Source organism: Pseudactinotalea sp. Z1748 (assembly GCF_049725185.1).
GTDB lineage: Bacteria > Actinomycetota > Actinomycetes > Actinomycetales > Beutenbergiaceae > CALKWS01.
Genome location: NZ_JBMPQB010000006.1, coordinates 135,821 through 156,901, shown reverse-complemented (window position 1 = coordinate 156,901; position 21,081 = coordinate 135,821). Strand labels below are relative to the sequence as shown.

General features: G+C 69.7%; 17 protein-coding genes, 1 tRNA gene and 1 riboswitch. Of the genes, 14 read left to right on the top strand and 4 right to left on the bottom strand.

Features of this window, described 5'->3' with window-relative positions; all coding sequences use genetic code 11:
• Positions 1-15: 15 nt before the first annotated feature.
• Complete coding sequence (locus ACO0LU_RS14095; RefSeq protein WP_424791978.1) at positions 16-594, top strand: hypothetical protein; 579 nt, start codon at positions 16-18, stop codon at positions 592-594.
• Between the two features lie 21 nt (positions 595-615).
• Here ACO0LU_RS14095 and ACO0LU_RS14090 read toward each other — a convergent pair whose 3' ends face one another.
• Entirely contained in the window at positions 616-2,241 is a 1,626-nt protein-coding gene (locus tag ACO0LU_RS14090; RefSeq protein ID WP_424791977.1) for a GAF domain-containing protein, read from the bottom strand.
• Positions 2,242-2,788: 547 nt separating this feature from the next.
• Here ACO0LU_RS14090 and ACO0LU_RS14085 point away from each other — a divergent pair.
• Positions 2,789-6,037, top strand: a complete 3,249-nt coding sequence (locus ACO0LU_RS14085) for an Rne/Rng family ribonuclease (protein ID WP_424791976.1) — start codon at positions 2,789-2,791, stop codon at positions 6,035-6,037.
• Positions 6,038-6,127: 90 nt separating this feature from the next.
• Here the strand turns inward: ACO0LU_RS14085 and ACO0LU_RS14080 are convergent, their stop codons facing one another.
• Positions 6,128-8,218, bottom strand: coding sequence for a hypothetical protein (locus ACO0LU_RS14080; RefSeq protein ID WP_424791975.1), 2,091 nt, complete (start codon positions 8,216-8,218; stop codon positions 6,128-6,130).
• 320 nt (positions 8,219-8,538) lie between these two features.
• Here ACO0LU_RS14080 and rplU point away from each other — a divergent pair, with 320 nt between their 5' ends.
• The 5 genes from rplU (at position 8,539) to ACO0LU_RS14055 (ending at position 13,497) form a co-directional block, all read left to right on the top strand.
• Positions 8,539-8,847, top strand: a complete 309-nt coding sequence (gene rplU, locus ACO0LU_RS14075; protein WP_424791974.1) for a 50S ribosomal protein L21 — start codon at positions 8,539-8,541, stop codon at positions 8,845-8,847.
• Positions 8,848-8,870: 23 nt separating this feature from the next.
• Positions 8,871-9,128, top strand: coding sequence for a 50S ribosomal protein L27 (rpmA, locus tag ACO0LU_RS14070; RefSeq protein WP_424788809.1), 258 nt, complete (start codon positions 8,871-8,873; stop codon positions 9,126-9,128).
• 107 nt (positions 9,129-9,235) lie between these two features.
• Positions 9,236-10,723 carry a GTPase ObgE gene (gene obgE / locus ACO0LU_RS14065; RefSeq protein ID WP_424791973.1) on the top strand — a complete coding sequence of 496 codons (1,488 nt, stop codon included), beginning with the start codon at positions 9,236-9,238 and terminating at the stop codon, positions 10,721-10,723.
• 94 nt (positions 10,724-10,817) lie between these two features.
• Positions 10,818-11,963, top strand: a complete 1,146-nt coding sequence (proB, locus tag ACO0LU_RS14060) for a glutamate 5-kinase (protein WP_424791972.1) — start codon at positions 10,818-10,820, stop codon at positions 11,961-11,963.
• A 131-nt stretch (positions 11,964-12,094) separates the two neighbouring features.
• Positions 12,095-12,208, top strand: a riboswitch (SAM riboswitch).
• A 284-nt stretch (positions 12,209-12,492) separates the two neighbouring features.
• On the top strand, positions 12,493-13,497 hold the full coding sequence (locus ACO0LU_RS14055) for a hypothetical protein (protein WP_424791971.1): 1,005 nt from the start codon (positions 12,493-12,495) through the stop codon (positions 13,495-13,497).
• 10 nt (positions 13,498-13,507) lie between these two features.
• Here ACO0LU_RS14055 and ACO0LU_RS14050 read toward each other — a convergent pair whose 3' ends face one another.
• Positions 13,508-13,918, bottom strand: a complete 411-nt coding sequence (locus tag ACO0LU_RS14050; RefSeq protein ID WP_424788805.1) for a cytidine deaminase family protein — start codon at positions 13,916-13,918, stop codon at positions 13,508-13,510.
• A 126-nt stretch (positions 13,919-14,044) separates the two neighbouring features.
• Between ACO0LU_RS14050 and ACO0LU_RS14045 the strand changes: the two genes are divergently transcribed.
• From ACO0LU_RS14045 to ACO0LU_RS14015, 7 genes are all read left to right on the top strand, one after another.
• A complete protein-coding gene (locus tag ACO0LU_RS14045; protein ID WP_424791970.1) occupies positions 14,045-15,337 on the top strand; it encodes a glutamate-5-semialdehyde dehydrogenase in 1,293 nt (430 codons plus the stop codon).
• A 209-nt stretch (positions 15,338-15,546) separates the two neighbouring features.
• The gene (locus tag ACO0LU_RS14040; protein ID WP_424791969.1) at positions 15,547-15,708 is read left to right on the top strand and encodes a hypothetical protein; all 162 of its coding nucleotides are present in this window, start codon (positions 15,547-15,549) and stop codon (positions 15,706-15,708) included.
• Between the two features lie 31 nt (positions 15,709-15,739).
• Complete coding sequence (gene nadD, locus ACO0LU_RS14035) at positions 15,740-16,414, top strand: nicotinate-nucleotide adenylyltransferase (RefSeq protein ID WP_424791968.1); 675 nt, start codon at positions 15,740-15,742, stop codon at positions 16,412-16,414.
• Positions 16,411-18,114, top strand: a complete 1,704-nt coding sequence (locus ACO0LU_RS14030; protein ID WP_424791967.1) for a hypothetical protein — start codon at positions 16,411-16,413, stop codon at positions 18,112-18,114. Before nadD ends, ACO0LU_RS14030 begins: the two co-directional genes overlap by 4 nt.
• Before the next feature lie 53 nt (positions 18,115-18,167).
• Complete coding sequence (rsfS, locus tag ACO0LU_RS14025) at positions 18,168-18,566, top strand: ribosome silencing factor (protein ID WP_424791966.1); 399 nt, start codon at positions 18,168-18,170, stop codon at positions 18,564-18,566.
• Positions 18,563-19,210: a histidine phosphatase family protein gene (locus ACO0LU_RS14020; protein WP_424791965.1), complete on the top strand. Its 648-nt coding sequence runs from the start codon at positions 18,563-18,565 to the stop codon at positions 19,208-19,210. The genes rsfS and ACO0LU_RS14020 overlap by 4 nt, the downstream gene beginning before the upstream one ends.
• Before the next feature lie 26 nt (positions 19,211-19,236).
• Positions 19,237-19,309 (top strand) — tRNA-Ala (locus ACO0LU_RS14015).
• Between the two features lie 272 nt (positions 19,310-19,581).
• Here the strand turns inward: ACO0LU_RS14015 and ACO0LU_RS14010 are convergent.
• Positions 19,582-21,039: a DHA2 family efflux MFS transporter permease subunit gene (locus tag ACO0LU_RS14010; protein ID WP_424791964.1), complete on the bottom strand. Its 1,458-nt coding sequence runs from the start codon at positions 21,037-21,039 to the stop codon at positions 19,582-19,584.
• Positions 21,040-21,081: the final 42 nt, after the last annotated feature.

Genomic DNA, 21,081 nt, shown 5'->3' with positions numbered 1-21,081 from the left:
CTGGAGGGAACGGTCATGGCGCGGGCGATGCTTCGGGCAGTGGTCGTGCTGGCCGCGATGGGGGTGCTGGCCGGCTGTTCCGGTGCAGTGCCCGGGTACGCACCCGGCGTGCAGCCATTGGCGAAGGTCGAAGGGTGGCGCGTCGAGCCGTTTCACCCCGACGTGCCCTTCGGGCTCGTGGAGGTTGTCTACGACCGCGACACCGCCGAGCAGGCGTGGCGGGAGAACGTGCCGGAGGATCTCGGGGAGGGCGACAGCGCGGAGGGGGAGCCGGGGCGCTACGGCTCGTTGGACGATGTCGACTTCTCCGCTCAGGTGCTGGTGGTGTGGCACTCGGGCCAGTCCAGCAGTTGTCCGAGCTGGCTGGCAGGAATCGAAAGTGACGGTGCGGCGGTCGCGATCGAACGGGGCGAGTACGTTCCGCAGGATGCGTGCACCGATGACTACAACCCGTACCGCATGGTGCTCGCCGTTGCCGCCGACCGGCTGCCTGAGCCTGGTCTGCTGCCGACCCAGGACGTCGTGATCGACACCATCTCCGACGGCCGCGTCAGCGCCTACCCGGACGAGCGCGTCACGAACCAGAGCGGGTGAACCGCCCGGACCGGACGGAGTTCACGGACCAGACTGCGCTCGATGCAGCGGTACCGTCCAACTCAGGCACAGCCCGCCCTCGCCGCTGTTGTCCCAGGTGAAGGTCCCACCGTGCTGGCGGGCGCGCTGCCCGAGGTTCGCCAAGCCCGAGGAGCGCACCGAGGTGGCCCTCAGCCCCACGCCGTCGTCCTGGATCTGCACCTGCAACTCCTCCGTGCTCAACCGCAGCCGCACGTGCAGTGAGGAGGCGCGTGCGTGCCGGGCCGCATTGGCCAGCCCCTCCCGGACCACCGCGACCACATCATCGGCCAGATCGTCCTCGATGCGCGCATCCACCTCATCCGAAGCCAGCGGTGCATCCTTCGGCTCGCGCTCCAGGATCAGGGAGGGGGCGAAGCCCAGCCCGGTACGGGCCAGGGAGACCTCCCGCTCCAACCGGTCCACCAGCCCGGCCCGCTCGTCCGGTGAGCGCAACGCGTGCACGATCGAGCGGATCTGGCGCACCGATTCATCCACCCCCGTCAGCGCCTCATCGAGGACTCCGAGCAGCCGCGGCTCATCGGCGGGGATCTGCTCCCGCGCCTGGGTCAGTTGCAGCCCGGATGCGAACAACTGCTGGATGGCCAGATCGTGCAGATCACGGGAGATCCGGGCGCGCTCGTCCAGCACCGACGCACGGTCCTGGGCGTCGCGCGCCTCGGCCAGTTCCAACGTCAGGGCAGCCTGCCGGGCGAAGGACTCGGCGATGGCCAGATCGGTGTCGGTGAACTCCGGCGCGCTCTTGCGGCGCAGCAGCACGATCACCCCCATCACCGCCTGGCCACCGGTCAGCGGGGCGTACAGCGAGGGCCCGTACCGGCTGAACTGCGCCAGGCGCACCACCTCGGCCCGGGCGAAGGAGTCCACGATCATCCCGGTGCCGCTCTCGATCACCTGGACCGCGCGACCGTTCGCGGGCATGGTCGCCCCGAGCAGGTCACCGTGGAGGTCGCCGTCGACGATCTCGATAACCCAGTCCTTGGACAGACCCGGTAGCACCAGCACGGCGGTATCAGCCCTGGCGATCGTGCGGGCCCGCTGCGCGATCATCTCCAGTGCCTCCTCCACATCGATGCCCTGCAGCATCGCGGTGGTGATCTCCTGCCCGGCCGCCACCCACCGTTCCCGGGTCCGGATGTCGGAGTAGAGCCGGGCGTTCTGCACCGCGATCGCCGCGCCGGCGGCCAGCACCTCGACCTGATCGGCGTCCTCCTGGCTGAAACCGCCGGGCTTTTCCGACAGGTAGATGCGCCCGTACACCTGGGCGCCGATCAGCAGGGGCAGGCCCAGGAAGGAGTGCATCGGCGGATGGCCTGCCGGGAAGCCCCCGAATGCCTCATGGGTGGTGAGGTCGTCCAGGATCAGCGCACCATCGGCGGGGATGGCGCCGAGGACGCCGTGGCCCCGGGGTGGGTCATGGGTGTCGGTGAAGGACCGAGGCATCCCGGTGTAGATGAACGTCTCGTTCACCCCGGCCGAGTCCAGGACGCCGATGGCGGCGTAGCGGGCTCCGGTGATCTGTGCGGCGGCGTCGACCAGTTCCTGCAGCACCTGATCGAGTTCGAGGTGGGAGGTCAGCGACAGGACTGCCCGCAGGATCGGTTCCATGGCTCACAACGTACGCCGCGCCGGCATGTGGCGTCCTCGGGAAACGCCGGCTACCGGCCGCGACCGACGCGGCGCGAAGCCGGTGCCGCACGTGTGATGGTACGGGCGCAGTGACCGGTATGGCCCACCATCGAGAGGTTGTGTGCGATACTCGCCGTGGTGCTGCGGGTGGAACCCATACCAGCCGCAGGACCCGACGACATCGGCATAGGTAGTTGGGGTTCGAGTCTTCATGCGCCGCCGGACCGGCCAGGCGCAGGGACCCGGACCGACCACCCGGCACCGGCCCACATGGCACGGAAGATGGCGCCGCGAGAGTTCCCCGCGAGAGATCGCGAAACTTCTCGAACCGACAGACTTTTTCCTACCCGGTACCGGCTCCGGCCGGCACCACCGAGCAGCCCGGAACGCCAGATATGGGTGGCGGCGCCGGGCCGGAGCGTACCTCGTGAGCGATCAGCCCACCAGTAACGAGACAACCAACGAAGAAGAATCCACGCCCGCCGCATCGGGCCGGCGCAGGCCGCGGCGGGCAACCAGGCCGGTGATGACACCAGCGGAGCGTGAGGCGGCCGAGCGGGAGCAGGCAGCCGGTGCTGCCGGCGCTGCCGGCGCTGCGGAGGACGGCGCAACACCCGAGGCCGACGAGGCCGCCGCGGTCGAGGTGACCGCGCCGGACACTGCCGAAGCCGGGGACCCCGGGGGCGAGAGTGCCGAGGATACCGACGGCGAGGAGGCCGGCGAGGAGGCCCCCGCGGCCGAGACGACCGACGGCGAGAACGAGGGGAACACCGACCGCCGGGACGGTGCGTTCGATGTCTTTGCTGCGCTGGGTGTGGACCCGGACGCGGCTCCGGCCGAGACCACGACCAGCGCGACCACGGTCGATGTGACCCTGCCCGAGCGGGATGACCGGCCCAGCCGCTCGCGCAGGAGCCGCCGCAATTCCGGCGCCGGGCCGACCAGCGACCCGGGGCCGGAGCAACCGGCCCAGGCCAAGCAGGCAGACCAGCCCGAGCGATCGGACCAACCCGAGCAACCCGATGGTGCCGACCAGACCGGCTCGGAGGCGGAGGCCGCCGGGTCGAGTGACGACGAGGACTCGCCCCGTCTGCCGGCGACCGCCTTACTGTTCCAGGCGCCTGATCCCTCCCGTGCACGCCGCAGCCGTCGAGCCGCCGCACCTGCCGGACCGCCGGTGATCAGCGATGAGCCGGACTCGGCACCGGCCGATGGCAGCGAGGGTGATGACCAGGACGACCAGGATGGCGAGAAGGCCCAGCGGGGCTCCCGGGGTGGGGGACGCGGGCGTGGCCGTCGTGGCGGTGGCCGCACCGACACCGGCAGCACTGAGTCCGGTGGTGGCACCAAGGGGACCGAGCAGGACGGGCCGGCTGCTGGCACCGGTGAGGATTCCGGCAGCCAGGACGGCTCGGATGAGGACCAGGACGGGTCCGGGGACGATTCGGACCAGCAGGGTGGTGGCTCCAAGCGCCGGCGCCGGCGTCGCGGTGGCCGTGGCCGCCGGCGGGGCCAGTCCGGTGGTTCCGACAGCCAGTCCGATAACTCCGAAGAGGATGAGACGGCCGATTCCGCCGCCTCCGACGGCGGCCCGAAGGATTCGGGCCGCCGATCGAAGGGTCAGGGCAAGTCAGAGGCCGCGTCCGCGAAGTCGGACAGCGGATCCGACCAGGCCGATGACGACACCGACGGGGACGCCGATAAGGGGAATGGCAACGGCGGCAACGGCGGCGGAGGTGGAGGCGAGCAGTCCGGTTCGTCGTCCTCGCGCCGGCGTCGCCGGCGCAGCCGCGGCTCACGCGGATCGGGTTCGGATGACTCCGGCCGCGATGAGGTGACCGCGCTGAAGGGCTCCACCCGGTTGGAGGCCAAGCGACAGCGTCGACGCGACGGCAGGGATTCCCAGCGCCGCCGGTCGATCATCACCGAGGCCGAGTTCCTGGCCCGCCGGGAGTCGGTCAAGCGCGACATGGTGGTGCGCGAGCGTGATGGGCGCACCCAGGTCGCGGTGCTCGAGGACGAGGTGCTCGTGGAGCACTACGTCGCTCGCAAGACGCAGGTCTCCCTGGTCGGCAACGTCTATCTGGGCCGCGTGCAGAACGTGCTGCCCTCGATGGAGGCCGCGTTCATCGACATCGGCAAGGGCCGTAACGCCGTGCTCTATGCCGGTGAGGTGAACTGGGACGCCGCAGGTCTGGAAGGGCAGCCTCGCCGGATCGAGCAGGCGCTCTCCTCCGGTGACAGCGTGCTGGTGCAGGTCACCAAGGACCCGGTCGGTCACAAGGGCGCCCGGCTGACCTCGCAGATCACCCTGGCCGGCCGGTACCTGGTGCTGGTGCCCTCCGGCGCGATGACCGGGATCTCCCGGAAACTTCCTGACACCGAGCGGAACCGGTTGAAGAAGTTGCTCAAGGAGATCGTCCCGGACGATCAGGGCGTGATCGTGCGCACCGCGGCCGAGGGGGCCAGCGAAGAAGAGTTGCGCCGGGACGTGGAACGGCTGGGCAAGCAGTGGGCCGACATCGAGAAGAAGGTCGCCCGCAAGTCGCTTACCGCCCCGACCTTGCTCAAGGGTGAACCCGAGTTGTCGCTGCGGGTGGTGCGCGATGTCTTCAACGAGGACTTCAACTCCCTGACCATCTCTGGTGATGAGGCCTGGAAGACGATCTCGGAGTATGTCCAGGCGGTGGCTCCGGACCTGAGCAAGCGGGTCTACCACTGGACCGACAACAAGGACTTGTTCGCCGAGTTACGGATCGATGAGCAGATCGCCAAGGCCCTGGATCGCAAGGTCTGGTTGCCTTCGGGCGGTTCCCTCGTGATCGATGACACCGAGGCGATGACCGTGGTGGACGTCAACACCGGCAAGTTCACCGGTACTGGCGGGACCCTGGAGGAAACGGTCACCCGCAACAACCTCGAGGCGGCCGAGGAGATCGTGCGCCAACTGCGGCTGCGCGATATCGGCGGGATCATCGTGATCGACTTCATCGACATGGTGCTCGAGGCCAACCGGGACCTGGTGCTGCGCCGGCTGGTGGAGTGCCTGGGTCGGGATCGCACCCGACACCAGGTGGCCGAGGTAACGTCGCTCGGCCTGGTGCAGATGACGCGCAAACGGATCGGGCAGGGGCTACTGGAGGCGTTCAGCGACAGTTGTGAGCACTGCAACGGTCGCGGGTACCAGATACACGCTGACCCCGTGGACCCCGACGAGCGTTCCCGGCGGGGCGGAAAGGGCAAGAGCGGCCGCGGGGATTCCGCTCCGGACGAGCAGCAGCGTGCCCAGGTGCGCGCTGCGCTGGCCAATATCGCCGCTGCAGCAGCGACCGCTCACGCCGAGCAGGACGCCAAGGAGGCCGAGAAAACCGATGAGGCCGGCGCGTCCGCGGAGTCCGGCGACGACAAGTCCGACAAGTCCGACGAGTCCGACGATGACAGGTTCGAGAAGTCTGAGAAGTCCGACGTAGCGGATGAGTCGGGCGGGTCTGACGGTGCGGGCCAGGCGGATGGGTCCGGCCAAGCGGGTGAGCCGGGTCAACCGGACGAGGCTGACCAGCCCACTGAGGCTGACCAGCCCGCCGAGGCTGACCGGCCCACTGAGGCTGACCAGCCCGCAGCGACCGCCGAACTCGGCGCGGCCGAGCCCGGCGGCTACGCTGACGAGGCGGACAAGGGTGAGCAGGCCGCAGGCGGTAGTGAGTCGGACGGAGTGCAGGTACCGGAGGTACCGGCCGCAGAGCCTGAGGCTGCTCACCCGACGCCGAGCACCTGAACCAGCCTGGCTGTGTGAACCCGGGCAGTCCCGGCCGATGACGATCATCGCCCGGGACCGATCCACGCCATCGGGTCCGGACTGGCTGGGTTACCGGCCCCTCGAGCGGTTCGTCGTCTTCATGCGCCCCGGCGCGCTCCCACGGGATCGGCCCTGTAACCAGGTACGCACCACGCGACGGACCACCACCGGGCCGCCGGCCAGTAGCGCCACGGTCAGCAGGAACACCTGGTGCGTGGATCCGGAAGCAGCGATGGTGACCAGGAAGACCCCCAGCGCCCACCACATCGGCCACAGCATCGCCCGGGTGTAGGGGCCCCTGGACCGGCGCACGGAGTCGGCACCCCTACCGCTGAACGTGGGTTCGCCCAGCCGGCGCGGGGGTGTGTGCTCATCGCCCAGGTCCAGCCCGGCGCGCCGTGCGAACGCTGCCAGCCCTTCCACGTCCCCGCCGGGGGCCCACTCGGGTGCGGGGAGCACCAGGCGCCACCGCTCCAGGCGATCGGCGAAGGCGAAGGCCCATGTGTGACCTTCGTGTGTGAGGCGCACCAACGTGACCACGCCCAGGTCCTGATCGGAACCGGCGGCGAGCCATGCCTCATGCCCACCGGCTCCGCGCACTCCGATGTTCGCGCCGTCGAAGCACAACTCTGCCCGCTGGGCGAACTGCCTGGTCGCTTCGGGGGAGCCACCCGGCCTGTACACCGCGACCATTCGTCGCCAGTCGCGGTCCAACAGCCACTGGCCGGCCCACCACGCCCACGGTTCGATCACCGCCAGCAGGGCGACCAGCATGCTGACGGTCACCACCCGACCGGCCGAGTCGGAGAACGCCAAGCCCAGGCCGGCGATCACGATCGCCGGTGCGGCCAGATACTGCAGCCACGGCTGCAACGGCGAGGCCGGCCCGACCTCGAGCCGGTTCCGCGTGCGGCGCCGGGCGGCCTGCTTCCGGCTCGCAGCCTGCCCCAGGTAGGGCTGCAGGTGCGGGGCAGGACGCAGCAGGTGCACCCCTGGGTGCGGGTCCGGCCCGGTGGGACCGGACCCTGGGGCGTCGGCAGCGTTGGCAGCAGCGCGTGAGCGGCGCGAGCGTGTGGCGATACTGGGGTGGAGCGGGGGATGGGCCACGCCCCGACGCATCGGCGCCCCGAGCACCGCAGCACCGGCCACGAACCCGCCGGCTTCCAGTGCCCAGACCACCTGGGAGTGCACCGACAACTCAACCGGGGTCAGGGACGTCCACTCGGGTTGGCCGACCACCACGTCGGGCTGGGCCAGCCAATCCGCCACCGCCACCGCACCAAGGGAGTAGCCGTCCGCGCTACAGAAGTGGATCATCCCCAGGTCCTCGAACCGGTCGACCGGCAGATACCTCTGGGCCGGATCGGCCAGGAACTCGGCGGTGCCCGGCGTCGGTGGCGCCACGTGCATGAGGAAGGCGATCGGTTCGGACCCACCGATCACCTCGTGACCGGCGTCAGTGGTCAGTTCCACCCGGTTCTGCAGGAACATCAACCGGGCGTAGCGGGCCCAGCGGGTCTGCGGGATCGCCCGCGGCGAGGAGCGCAACTCGATCCGGCCCGCGGCCGAGGGCAGCGGTGGCATCCCCGGGCGCTCGAAGTCCCACACGGCCGCGGTGAACATCGCGGCAAGATGGAAAGCGGCGTCGGCGCCGTACACGACGCGGCCGGCCAGGTACAGCGCGTGCAGGGTGCCCTTCGCTCCGGCTGTGGTGCCGGTCAGCGCCCCAGCGGTGACCGCCAGGTGATCGCGCACCGTCACCAGGGTGGCGGCGAAACCGAACACCGGCTCGTCCTGGTGATGGCGCGGCGCCGGCTGCGATGCTACCGGCGCTCCGCCCCGCACCCGTTCCTCACCCCAGGGGGGCGGCGGGTGGCGGCGCACGGTACGCAACTGGTCCCCGTCGATGCGCCAGTTCCGGGCGTGGATCTCGAACTGCTCGAACTGCCGCCTCAGATTGGTGAACTCCTCGCGGAGTCTGCCCTGCTCGGCCGGGAGGAACTCGATCAGTTCGGACAGGGCCTGCCAGGCCCTGGCCACCCGCTCCCGGGCGTGCACGAAGGGGACACCGGGAAGTGCCAACAGCAGTTGCGTCGTCGTGCGCGGGTAGTGAGCCGGCAGCACCGGAGGGCGCAGCGGATCCATCGTCGAGTCAGGCATCGCCCGCCAAGATTAGCGCCCGGCAGTGCCGAACCGGCCCACACCCATGGGCAGATCGGCCCATTGCGGGGCACGGTTGCGTCCCCTGGTGCCGCCGTAGCCCGAAGCGGCGAACCTCAGATTCAGAGGCCCACATCACAGGGCGTGGGGTTTGCTCGCACTGCCCCGTTCGCGTAACCTTGGGCGTCGGTGCCTCGTGCGCCGCAACCCTTCGCATGCGCTGTGATCCTCGTGTGCCCGCCCGCTTCGTGCCGGGGCCGGCTGCAGATATCCAGCCTCGAAGGACCTCAGATGTTGTCCGCGAGAAGGAATGAGCAAACGTGGTGTACGCGATCGTCAAGGCCGGTGGCCGGCAGGAGAAGGTGTCCGTGGGTGACATCGTGGTCGTGGACCGGCTCTCCGGTGACGCGGGCGACTCCGTGGAACTCACCCCCGTGCTGGTGGTGGACGGCGAGAAGGTAACCACCGACGCCGACGCACTGGCCAAGGTGACAGTCTCCGCCGAGATCGTCCGGGACGAGAAGGGCCCGAAGATTACTATCGGTAAGTACAAGAACAAGACTCGGTATCGCCGTCGGGCCGGTCATCGCCAGAAGTTGACCCGCCTGAAGGTCACCGGAATCGCCTAACACTCCCAGGAAGCAGGTACGTCATGGCAACGAAGAAGGGCGCGAGTTCTACCCGGAACGGCCGCGACTCCAACGCACAGCGGCTGGGAGTCAAGCGGTTCGGTGGGCAGGACGTCAAGGCCGGTGAGATCCTGGTGCGGCAGCGCGGCACCAAGTTCCACCCCGGCATCAACGTGGCTCGCGGTAGGGACGACACCCTCTACGCGCTGTCCGCAGGACAGGTTCAGTTCGGAAGCCGGCGGGGCCGCAAGGTCGTCGACGTCACGCTTGTGGACGCCTGAGATTCGACATCGGCGGGGGCGCACCGGCTAGCAGTCGGGGCGCCCCCGCTTTCGTATTCCCAGCCGGTTCCGGCGCCCGACCCACCACCACCGACAGGAGGGTAGCGATGGCCAGTTTCGTCGACCACGTGATGTTGCACGTACGCGGCGGTGACGGCGGCAACGGCTGCGTGTCGGTGCACCGTGAGAAGTTCAAGCCCCTGGGGGGCCCGGATGGCGCCAACGGTGGACCCGGCGGCGACGTGATCCTGCGGGTGGACAGCCAGGTCACGACGCTGCTGGACTACCACCACTCTCCGCACCGCCGCGCCGGCAACGGCACCCAGGGGATGGGGGACAACCGCACCGGCAAGAAGGGCGAGCACCTGGTCCTCGCTGTGCCCGACGGCACCGTGGTCAAGACCGCCAAGGGCGAGATCCTGGCCGACCTCGTCGGTCACGGCACCGAGTACGTCGCCGCGGCCGGGGGTAACGGCGGGCTCGGCAATGCCGCCCTGGCCTCGCGCAAACGCAAGGCTCCCGGATTCGCCCTGCTCGGGGAACCCGGGCAGGAGCGGGACCTGGTACTGGAACTCAAGACCGTGGCCGATGTGGCTCTGGTCGGCTTCCCCTCGGCGGGCAAGTCCTCCCTGATCGCGGCGATGAGCGCGGCCCGGCCCAAGATCGCCGACTACCCGTTCACCACTCTGGTACCGAACCTGGGAGTGGTCCAGGCCGGACAGGCCCGGTTCACGATGGCCGACGTGCCCGGGCTGATCCCCGGCGCCTCCCAGGGCAGGGGCTTGGGCCTGGAGTTCCTGCGACACATCGAGCGGTGTGCCGTGATCGTCCATGTGCTGGACTGCGCCACCCTGGAGCCGAACCGGGACCCGATCAGCGATCTGGACGCGATCGAGGCGGAACTGGATGCCTACAGTGCCGATGTCGGAATCGAAGGCGGCCGGGTGCCGCTGGCGCAGCGCCCCCGGCTGGTGGTGCTGAACAAGGTGGACGTGCCCGAGGCCCAGGACCTGGCCGATCTGGTGCGGCCCGACCTGGAGGCCCGTGGCCTGGAGGTTTTCGAGGTCTCCGCGGTGGCGCGCAAGGGCCTTCGGCCGCTGTCCTTCAGACTGGCCGAGATCGTGCAACAGGCCCGCGAGGCCGCCCCGTCGCCGGAGCCCACCCCGACGGTGCTGCGCCCCCGCGCGGTGGACGAAACCGGGTTCGCCGTCACCCGGCGCAGGAGTGACCACGAGTACTTCCTGATCACCGGCACCAAACCAGAGCGTTGGGTGCGCCAGACCGACTTCGCCAACGATGAGGCCGTGGGTTACCTCGCCGACCGGTTGGCCCGCCTGGGAGTGGAGGAGGCACTGTTCGAAGCGGGCGCCACCCCGGGTGCGGAGGTCGTGATCGGTGACGGCCCCGAGGGCGTGGTCTTCGACTGGGAGCCGACCATGATGACCGGCCCCGAACTGCTGGGCGCTCGCGGCTCCGACGTGCGTCTGGAGGAGCGTCAGCGGCCTACGCGGGCGGAGAAACGCGAGGAGTTCCACAGCCGGATGGACGCCAAGGCTGCCGCTCGCGAGGAGTTGTGGACCGACCGGGAGCAGTGAGGTCACCTCATCGGCGCGCACCGAACGGGGCCCGGGGCGCCCAGTAGATGGACGGTCCCGTCCGAATCGTGATCGGGTGCGCCACAATGGTGCCGTGACCAAGACCGTGACGGACCGGCGTGAACTGGGGGACCCCGGTCGCGCCCGACGAGTCGTGGTCAAGATCGGCTCCTCCTCGCTCACCGACGCGGCTGGGCGGCTGGATGTACACAAGCTCACCGCGCTGGTTGAGGTCCTGGCCGGTCGCCGGGGCGCGGGTGGGCAGGTGGTGCTGGTCTCCTCCGGGGCCATCGCCTCGGCGCTGGGCGTCCTCGGGCTCACCGGCCGGCCCCGGGACCTGGCAACCGCCCAGGCCGCGGCCAGCGTCGGGCAAGGGCTCTTGATGGCGCACTACACGCGCGCGTTCGGTGCCCACGGGCTCACCGTTGGCCAGGTGCTGCTCACCGTGGAGGACGTGGTGCGCCGGGCACATCACCGCAACGTCCAGCGCAACGTCGAACGACTGCTGGCGCTGGGAGTGGTGCCGGTGATCAACGAGAACGACGCCGTGGCCACCCAGGAGATCAAATTCGGTGACAATGACCGGCTGGCCGCTCTGGTCTCGCACCTGTCCAAAGCCGACGCCCTGGTGCTGCTCACCGACGTCGACGCCCTGTACGATCGCTCGCCCCGGCTGCCCGGTGCCCGGCGGATCGCACGCGTGCGTGACCGGCGAGACCTGGAGGGCATCGAGGTCACCGCCCGAGGCGGGGCGGTGGGCACCGGGGGAATGGTCTCGAAGTTGGAGTCCGCCGCGATCGCCTCCGGCGCCGGGATCCCGGTGGTGGTGACCGCGGCACACAATGCCGGGGCCGTGTTGTCCGGGGAGGACGTGGGCACCTGGTTCGAGCCGGCCCGCCGGCGCACCAATGCCCGGCGGCTGTGGTTGGCTCACGCGGCGCACACCGGAGGTTCGATCAGCGTCGACGAGGGTGCGGTGCAGGCGATCACTGCCGGGAAGAAGTCGCTGCTGGCGGCCGGCGTGGTGGACGTGACGGGGGAGTTCGACGCCGGCGACCCGATCGACGTGCTGGACCCAGCCGGCCGGGTGGTGGCTCGAGGCTTGGCCTCCTACAGCGCTGAGGAACTCCCTGCGCGTTTGGGCCGCACCTCGGTGCAGATGCGGGAGCAGTTCGGCCCGGATAGTGCCCGCGCGGTGGTGCACCGGGATGACCTGGTGGTGCTGGACCGCACCGACTGAGGCCGGGGAGGCGGTCGCATCAGCCGACGGCGCGCTCCGGCCTCTCGCACGGGGACCGCGTCCTGGCTACCGAAGGCGCCCGGCCCTTAGGTAGTTGACACGACAACTATCCGACTCATAGGTTGATCCCAGGTTCAGAGCGTCAGTGCCAAGTCCCGGCTTGCTGACCGGCAACCCCCCGCGCGGCGGGGTGCTCCGGGAGATGACCTGGCCGCGGGCCACATGGCCCCCGGCAAGCGCATCACCGCTCCCAGCGGTGCAGACAGAAGGATGAAGACAGCGATGCACACCGACAGGACCCTTGCGTACCAGCGACGCCACGTCTCCTGTGTGATGTGTGCGATGTGTTGCTGCTTCATGTCGGCCTGAGCCGACACCTCAACCGGCAGCCTCGGGCCCTCTGACGGCCCCTCGGCGCCACCCCTCAGCCGGTCGGTGCGCACCTGAGCCCGATGCGTGACACACCGGGCGTGCGACCCGCGCTGAGGCAGCAATGTTGAGCCCTTCTTGCACCGAGAGTGAGCACCCCATGTCTGCTGTACCTGCATCTGTGAACGAGACCGCGTCCTTGGTCGGATTGGATCTGTCCAATGCCGGCGCGCCCCGGGACTGGCAGCGCGAGCGCAACGCCGAGACCGAGCAATTCATCATGGGCCGCCTGGCCGGCCTGGCCTCCCTCGCCGACCGGGGCGGGGTAGACCTGATCTCGCTGGATGAGACATTCCGGCTCGGTGGTAAGCGGCGCCGGGACGCCTGGCTGGACGGGGCACTGGCCACCTCCCGCCTTGCCCGGCACACCACCCGGGCCGCCCTGGTGGCCACAGTTCCGCTGGGGATCACGCGCCCCGAACACGTCGCTGGTGCCATCGCCTCGGTGCACCGGGCCAGTGCCCAGCGCGCGGGCTGGCAACTCGAGCACGGCGCCACCGCCCAGGGCACCGGTGCGCGCACGGTGGATGCGGTGCTGAACGCGCCGGTGGCCGCCCCCCGCAAGCGCACCGTGGATGATGTGGCTCGCGAACCAGTCCGCCCACTGGTGGTGGTACCGGTGCGCAACGGTGTGGACGCCGAGTTGGCTGCGGCCCGTGCTGACGTGGCACGGCTGTCGGTGGCAACCCTGGAGGAGGCCCGTGCCGCCCGGGCTGCGATCCGTGAAGCGGCAATCGAGTGGGGCCGGGCACCCGGTGACGTCAAGGTGCTGGTCGATGTGCACACGGTGATCTCCGCAGATCGGGCCAGCGCACAGGCACGCTGGGATCTGCTGTCCTCACTGGAACTGCCTTCCGGCCTGCCGGCTCTGCGCACCATCGGGACCGCCGAGGACCTCGCCACGCTCTGGAACGCGTGGGTCCGGGCCGGCGGAGCCGACGGGTTCACCGTGGTGCCGGCCTCGGTACCCACCGATGTGGTGGCTCTGGCCCAGAACCTGCTGCCGGCGCTGACCGAACTCGGGCTGCGTACGCCGGCGACGGCTCCGGTCACGCCCGCGGCGACGCCTGCTCGCTCCCGGCGTGCCCCGGAGCGGGTGCGATGAGCCGTCCTTCTCAGGCGGTCCCGGCCGGCCAGTCGTTCTCGGGCAACAGGTCGCGTAGTGGTGCCGAGCGCCCCGGGCCGAGGATCACCTGGGTGTCGATGTTCGCCGGGTCGATCTGTCGGATGAACTCGCGGCAGCGTCCGCACGGTGAGACCACGTGCAGGGTGCCGGCCTCGTCGCGCCACACTGCCACGATCTGGGCGATACGGAACTCTCCGGCCGTGACCATCGCGGCGATAGCGGCGTGTTCGGCGCAGAAGCCGGTTCCGCACGGGGTGTCGATGCACACCCCTGAGTACCGCGCGCCGGCGGCCGTCACCAGGGTGGCTGCGACATCACCCGACTTCCGGTCCTCCGCCTCGCTGGGGTTCAGGTACTCCTGGGCCGAAGCGATCAGGGAGGAGAACGACGCGGTGTCCATAAGCACGATCCTAGGGGGAACCGGTGTGGCAGCCCTCGCCGGTTCCCGTGGCGGACGGGCCCGGATCGACGGTCGCAGCGCACCGGCCGCAGCCTGGGATCGCGGCGGCGGCGTAGGCTTGGCTGCATGACTCAGACGACGGCGCAGCCCGCCGCGGACGTGACGGCGCAGGTCCAGCAGGTGGCCACCGACGCGAAGGTGGCCGCCCGCGCCCTGGCGCGGGCCACCCGGGCCACCAAGGACGCCGCACTGCACCGGATGGCCGATGCGTTGGTGGATGCCACCGAGCGGATCGTGGCCGCCAACGATGTCGACGTGCGCCGGGAGGAGGCCGGCGGGATGAGCCCGGGCCTGCTGGACCGGCTCACCCTGGACGCCGGCCGGGTCGAGGGGATCGCCGAGGCGTTGCGGGACCTGGCGGCCCTGCCGGACCCGGTGGGGGAGGTGTTGCACGGGTCCACGTTGCCCAACGGGTTGCGGGTGCGCCAGGTGCGGGTGCCCATGGGGGTGGTGGGCATGATCTACGAGGCACGCCCGAACGTCACCGTCGATGCCGCCGGCCTGGCACTCAAGAGCGGGAACGCGGTGGTGCTGCGCGGGGGTTCGGCCGCCGCGCAGTCCAACCAGGAGATCGTGGCGGTCCTGGGTGAGGCACTGGAGCAGGCCGGCCTGCCCGCTGACCTGGTGCAGTCCATTGACGCCTACGGGCGCGCTGGCGCCCAGGCGCTGATGCGGGCCCGTGGGCTCATCGACGTACTGATCCCCCGCGGCGGGGCCGGACTGATCCAGACGGTGGTGACCGAGTCCACGGTGCCGGTGATCGAGACCGGGGTGGGCAACTGTCACCTGTACATCGATGCTGGCGCACCGCTGGATCAGGCGCTGTCCCTGTTGCTGAACTCCAAGACCCACCGGTTAGGGGTGTGCAACGCCCTGGAGACCCTGTTGGTGCACACCGAAGCCGCGACGGACTTCCTGCCGGCGGCGCTGGACGCACTGGACGGCGCGGGTGTGCGGATCCATGGCGATCAGCGCACCCGCGCCCTGGCCCCGGGCAATGTGGACGTGATCGCGGCTACCGAGCAGGATTGGGCCACCGAGTACCTCAGCGCCGACCTGGCCGTGGCCGTCGTCGATGACATCGATGCGGCCCTGGAGCACATCCGTACCTACTCCTCCGGGCACACCGAGGCCATCTGCACCACGGACACCCGGAGTGTGGCGCGGTTCACCGCCGAGGTGGACTCCGCCGCCGTGATGGTCAACGCCTCCACCCGGTTCACCGACGGAGGCCAACTCGGCCTCGGCGCGGAGATCGGGATCTCCACCCAGAAACTGCATGCACGCGGACCGATGGGCCTTGCCGAGTTGACCACCACCACCTGGGTGGTGGAGGGAGACGGGCATATCCGAACCTGAGTGGCTGACGGTGAGGCGCATCCGCTGAGGACCTGCCCGGACCGCGTGGCCCGGCAGGTGGGCGGCGTCAGCGGGGCGGTAGAGTTGGCTCTCGGATGATCGACGGCGCAGCGCCCCTGGTATGGCGAGCATCACCGGGGTGGTAGGAACCCGGGCGGGAACGTGCGAAACTGTGGCTGTAGAGCCAGGAACAGAGAGGACCGGAGTCGATGAGCAGTTCGCTGCTGACCTTCACCGCATTGGCCGCTGAGGCATCGAACGTGCCGATGCCGCCCGTGGGGTACGGAGTAGTGTCCATCACCATCTTGATGTTCCTGCTCTTGGTGACGCTCGCCTTCCGCTCGGTTGGTACCCGCCAGCGTCACAAGTGAGGCTGCCCGATTACACAGTGTCGGAGTTGACGTGAGCACACCCACGCGCACCCGGATCGGGATCATGGGCGGCACGTTCGACCCGATCCACCACGGTCACCTGGTTGCCGCCAGTGAGGTGGCCGACGAGTTCGATCTGGACGAGGTCATCTTCGTGCCCACCGGCGCGCAACCCTTCAAGTCGGACCGCGACGTGACCCTGGCCGAGCACCGGTACCTGATGACCGTGATCGCTACCGCCTCCAACCCCCGGTTCACGGTTTCCCGGGTCGACATCGACCGGGGCGGGGTGACCTTCACCGTCGATACGTTGCGGGACCTGCACAAGACCTTCCCGGAAGCGGAGTTGTTCTTCATCACCGGCGCCGATGCGCTGGGCCAGATCCTGCAGTGGAAGGACTCCCCGGAACTGTGGGAGTTGGCCCACTTCGTGGGAGTTACCCGCCCGGGGCACGAACTCAGCGGTCAGGACCTGCCCGATGGTGAGTACTCCCTCCTGGAGATTCCCGCGATGGCGATTTCCTCGACCGACTGCCGCGCACGGGTCTCGGAGAACAAGCCGGTGTGGTACCTGGTACCCGACGGCGTGGTGCAGTACATCGCCAAGCACGGCCTGTACCGCGACCCGGCCACGTTCCACCGGCCGGAGTTGGGTGTCCGCACTGACGGGAGGGACAGTGACGCGGTGGCGGTGACCTCGGCGTGAACCAGCCTGTCGACCCGAACGAGGACACCACCACGGCCGGTCTGGGGGAGCGACGCCGACGGCGTGAGGCCGAGCGGGCCCGTGCCCGCGCGGCGGGCCGGGCGGAGGAGCGTCCCCTGACACGGCGCGAACGGCGCGCCCGTGATGAGGCGCTGGCCAGCGGTGCCCTGACCTATGGGCCCGACGGTCTGGTACCCACCTCGGAGTTCGCGCGGATCGAGGCCGAGAGCCTGTCGGCCGCCTCGGCCGCCGAACCGGTGAGCGCTGCTTCAGCGGCCTCGGCGGCGGATCCGCCGCCCCGCAGCAGGCGGGCGCGCCGGGAAGCCGAGCGAGCCGCCACCGCGGCTTCGGCTGTGTCGGCACTGTCCGCGCCGTCGGCGACCGAGGCGCCCGCACAGCCGAAGACAGACCGGACCGAGGAACCGGTGCGTCGACGTGAGCCTGAGGGTCCCACAGCCGGGAGCGATCCCGGGCAGACGGCAGCCCAGGGTGAGCCCGAGGAGCCTGCAGCGGGGAGCGTGCCGGAGGAGGCCGCGGCTGACCGGGTTTCGGAGCAGGCCGAGGAGCGGCGTGAGCCGGAGGAGCCTGCGACCGGGCGTGCCTCCGAGGATCAGGAGACCCGGTCCGAGCCCGAGCAACGGGAGGGGAGTCCGGCGATGCCGAGCGCGTCCTCACCCGACGGCGGCCCGGCGACGGCGCTGATGGTGCCGGTGTCCCGGAAGTCCCTGCGGGACAAGCGAGCCGCGGCGCCGGCACCGCCCACGATGGATGCACGGCCGGCCGAACGCACCAGTACCGGACGGCGTCCGGTGGTGCGGCCACCGGCCTCGGTGCGTGCGCGGCGCGGGGTGGACGGTTCAGGGGAACTGACGGCCATCCAGCGCGCGGTCCGCGAGGCGAACACCGCGGCCGAGGGCATCGCGGTGGGGGAGCAGGGTGAATCCTCATCCCCGACCTCCTGGCACTCGGCTGTGGACATCCCGGCGGTCAGTTACGAGGTGAGTCAGCAGACGGTGCGCCCTGGGGCTACCGCGGCTTCCGCGCCGACGGCCCGTTCGGATTCAGACGCGGTCTCCGCACCGAGCGGTGACTCCGGTCCTATTGTGGTTTCCGCACCGACGCCTGGCTCCGGTTCGAGTACGGCTTCCGCACCCACGACCGACTCCGGTCCCACCGCGGTTTCGGCACCGAGCGCTGACTCCGGACCGGCCGCGGCTTCCGCGCCGACACCGGCCCGAGCGCCCGAGGCGACCTCACCGCAGGAGCCACACTCGCCGTCGTCGGCCCCCGCGGTAGCCAGCGCCGACAGCGAGGACGACGACGACGGCGCCTTCGACATGACGCCGCGCTGGGAGTCGCTGCAGCGGGCCGCGGCCCTTCGGGCCAAGGCCGAAGCCGAGCCGGCGGCACGCCCCACGCCACCGTTGCGCACCTCGGCGATGCGCTCGGCCGAAGTCGGCGAACCTCCAGTACAGCCGCTGGGCCCTGCGGAGGAAGAGGACCCCGAGGATGAACTCCACGAGGCCGAGGCACGCAAGACGCCCGGCTGGCTGTTCGCGCTGCAGATGCTGGTGTTGGTTCTGGTGATCGCGATTCTCGGGGCGTTGGTGTACCTGTTTGCCACCGGGGACCTGTTCGGGGACGACGACGCCGCTGTCCTGGGACTGTCCGGTTCCGTCCTCTGGTCAACGGGCCGCTGAGGCGGCCCGGGCCGTAGACTGGGTTCGACCAGGGCGTCTACCCGAGGAGAACCGTGCCCGCTGACGAACGAGCCATCGAACTGACCGAGGTGGCCGCACTCGCGGCCGCGACCCTCAAGGCGGAGGAGATCATCGCCCTCGACGTCTCCGAGCGGCTCGTGCTCACCGACGTCTTCGTGGTGGCCTCGGGCAGCAGTGAACGGCAGGTGCGCTCGATCGTCGATGCGGTGGAGGAGGCTCTGGCCGACCACGGGGCGAAACCGGTGCGCCGCGAGGGTGTGGCTGAGGCACGCTGGGTGCTGCTGGACTTCGGCGACATCGTCGTGCACATCCAGCACGCCGAGGACCGGGTCTACTACGCGCTGGAACGGCTCTGGAAGGACTGCCCGGTGATCGAACTGCCCGAGGAGGTCCGGGCCGGCGCTCAGGGTGACGGTGCCGGGCAGGCATGAGCGCCACCATCCTGTTCTGGCGTCACGGCCAGACCGATTACAACGCCCAGGGACGGCTGCAGGGCCAGGTGGATATCCCTCTGAACGAGGTGGGCCGGGCCCAGGCGCTCGCCGCCGCGCCGGCTTTGAGCCAGATCGAACCCGTCGCGATCATCTCCTCGGACCTGATGCGGGCGCGCGATACCGCCGAGTACCTCGCTGAACGGACCGGGGTGGCGGTGAGCACGGACGCGCGGTTGCGGGAACGCAACTTCGGTGCCTGGGAGGGTCTGACGCACGAGGAGATGCGCGCCGGGTGGGCCGACGCCTTCGCCGTATGGCGTGATGGTGGTCACCCGGCGGGCATCGGGGCCGAGACTCGTTCGGCGCTCGGGCAGCGTGTGGCCCAGGCAGCCGCGGAGGCATCCGCGGGCTACGAGGAAGGCGGGGTGGTCGTGTTGGTGGCCCATGGGGCCGCGATTAGCGCGGGATTAGTGGCTTTGCTGGGCCACGATCCGGAGACCTGGCACGGCATCACCGGGATCGGCAACTGCCACTGGAGCGTGGTGCGCCCGAACAACGGCGCCGAGCCGGGCTGGCGGATGACCGCGCACAACGCCGGCGGGGGTCTGGTCGATTTTCCCCAAGGGGCCAGGATCGTCTAGAGTATCTCTCGCCTGCACAGGCACCCGGGGCTATGGCGCAGTTGGTAGCGCGCTTCCATGGCATGGAAGAGGTCGGGGGTTCGAATCCCCCTAGCTCCACCCAAATCGACGGAGCGACCGATGTGCGCATCAAGGTGAGTCGCCCCCCCCGGGACGCATACTGATCGCTGCGTTCGTTCGGACAATCCCAACGGGCCCATCAGCGCGGTGAGGGCGCACTCGATCAGACAGCGCACGATGCTGCGCGTAATAGCGGAACCTCCGACCGTGGCCAGGCCGGCGCGAAGGGGGGAACCCTGCTTGATCATGGTTCTGCACTCCTGAGCGTTGAGCCCGGCGGGAGTCGCCTCCCGCCGGGCGAGTGGTTGACGTCAGTTGCCACCTGGCTCGGCGCTGCCCGCCCCAGCGGGCTCTGGCTCGCCGGCAGTGGCCGACATGCGCAATGTGACGAACGCCAGGATTGCCCCGGCCAGGGCGATCCCAGCCGCACCGATGAATGCCGCCGAGAAGCCGTTCGTCAGCGCGGACGCGTTGCCGAGTCGATCTGCCCCGTACACGGCGGCTACCGCTGTCATCGCAGCCAGACCGAGGGCGGAACCGACCTGGTAACTGGTGTTGACGATGCCTGCGGCCAGTCCGCCTTCCTCCGGTCGGGCTGAGGAGATCGCCGTTCCCAACGAGGGGATGAAGGCCAGCGACATACCGAGCGCCGCCACCAACGATGCCGGCAGGACGTCTGCCCAGTAGTTGCCATCCGGTCGAATTTGCGACAACCAGCCAAGGCCGACGGCGAGGATCAGTAGTCCGGCCACGATGGGGACCTTGGGGCCGAACTTGCCTATTACGCGCGGTGCCAGCACGATCATGCCGAGCATGATCAGGCCTGTCATCGGCAGTAGTGCCGCGCCGGACGGGAATGCGGTGTATTCGAGAACCTGCTGCAGGTAGAGGTTGAGGAAGAACCACATCGGGATCCACGATCCACCCAGCAGCACCTGAGCGAGGTTGGCGGCACCGAGGTTGGGGGTGCGGAAGATCGAAAGTCGCATCAGCGGCTCGCGGCGGACACCCTGAGAGATCACGAACGCCACGAGTAGCACGGCGGCGATACTCAACGCGATCCAGGTCTCACCAGAGCCCCAGCCTGCCTCGGGCGCACGGACGATTCCGTAGACCGCGGCGGCCAGGCCGAGCGTGACGGTGAGGGCGCCGAAGACGTCCACCGATCCCCGGGCACCCAAGGAACCGCCCGGCATCAGGGCCCGGTTACCGATCAGGGCGATGATGGCGATGGGGATGTTGATGTAGAAGACCCAGGGCCACGAGATGTACTCGGTGATCACGCCGCCCAGGAACACGCCGGCAGTACCGCCGGCCGGTGCTGCCGCCCCGTACAGCGCGAGAGCCTTGGTGAGTTCCTTGGGGTTAGCCCCGAAGATCATCATCAGCAAGGTCAGCGCAGATGGGGCGATGAGTGCGGCACCCACACCCTGGATGGCACGACCGGTCAGTTCGACGCCGACACTGCCGGCGAGGCCCGCGACGAGCGAACCGACGAGCAGGACGAACCATCCGGTGCCGAATATGCGACGGGCGCCGAAGAGGTCCGCCAGCCGGCCGCCGAGCAACAGCAGCCCGCCCAGGGCGATGACATAGGCGTTGAAGACCCAGGACAGGTTGTGTTGGGTGAATCCGAGGTCGGCCTGCATGCGTGGCAGGGCAACCCCGATGATCGAGGTGTCCATGATGACCATGAACTGGGCGGTGGCAATCAGAGCCAGAGCCCACCATCTGGTGGTGCTCCGCTGATTCTTGACTGTAGTAGTCATGGTGTACTCCATACGGGTAGGGGGTATCGGTAATTCGATCGA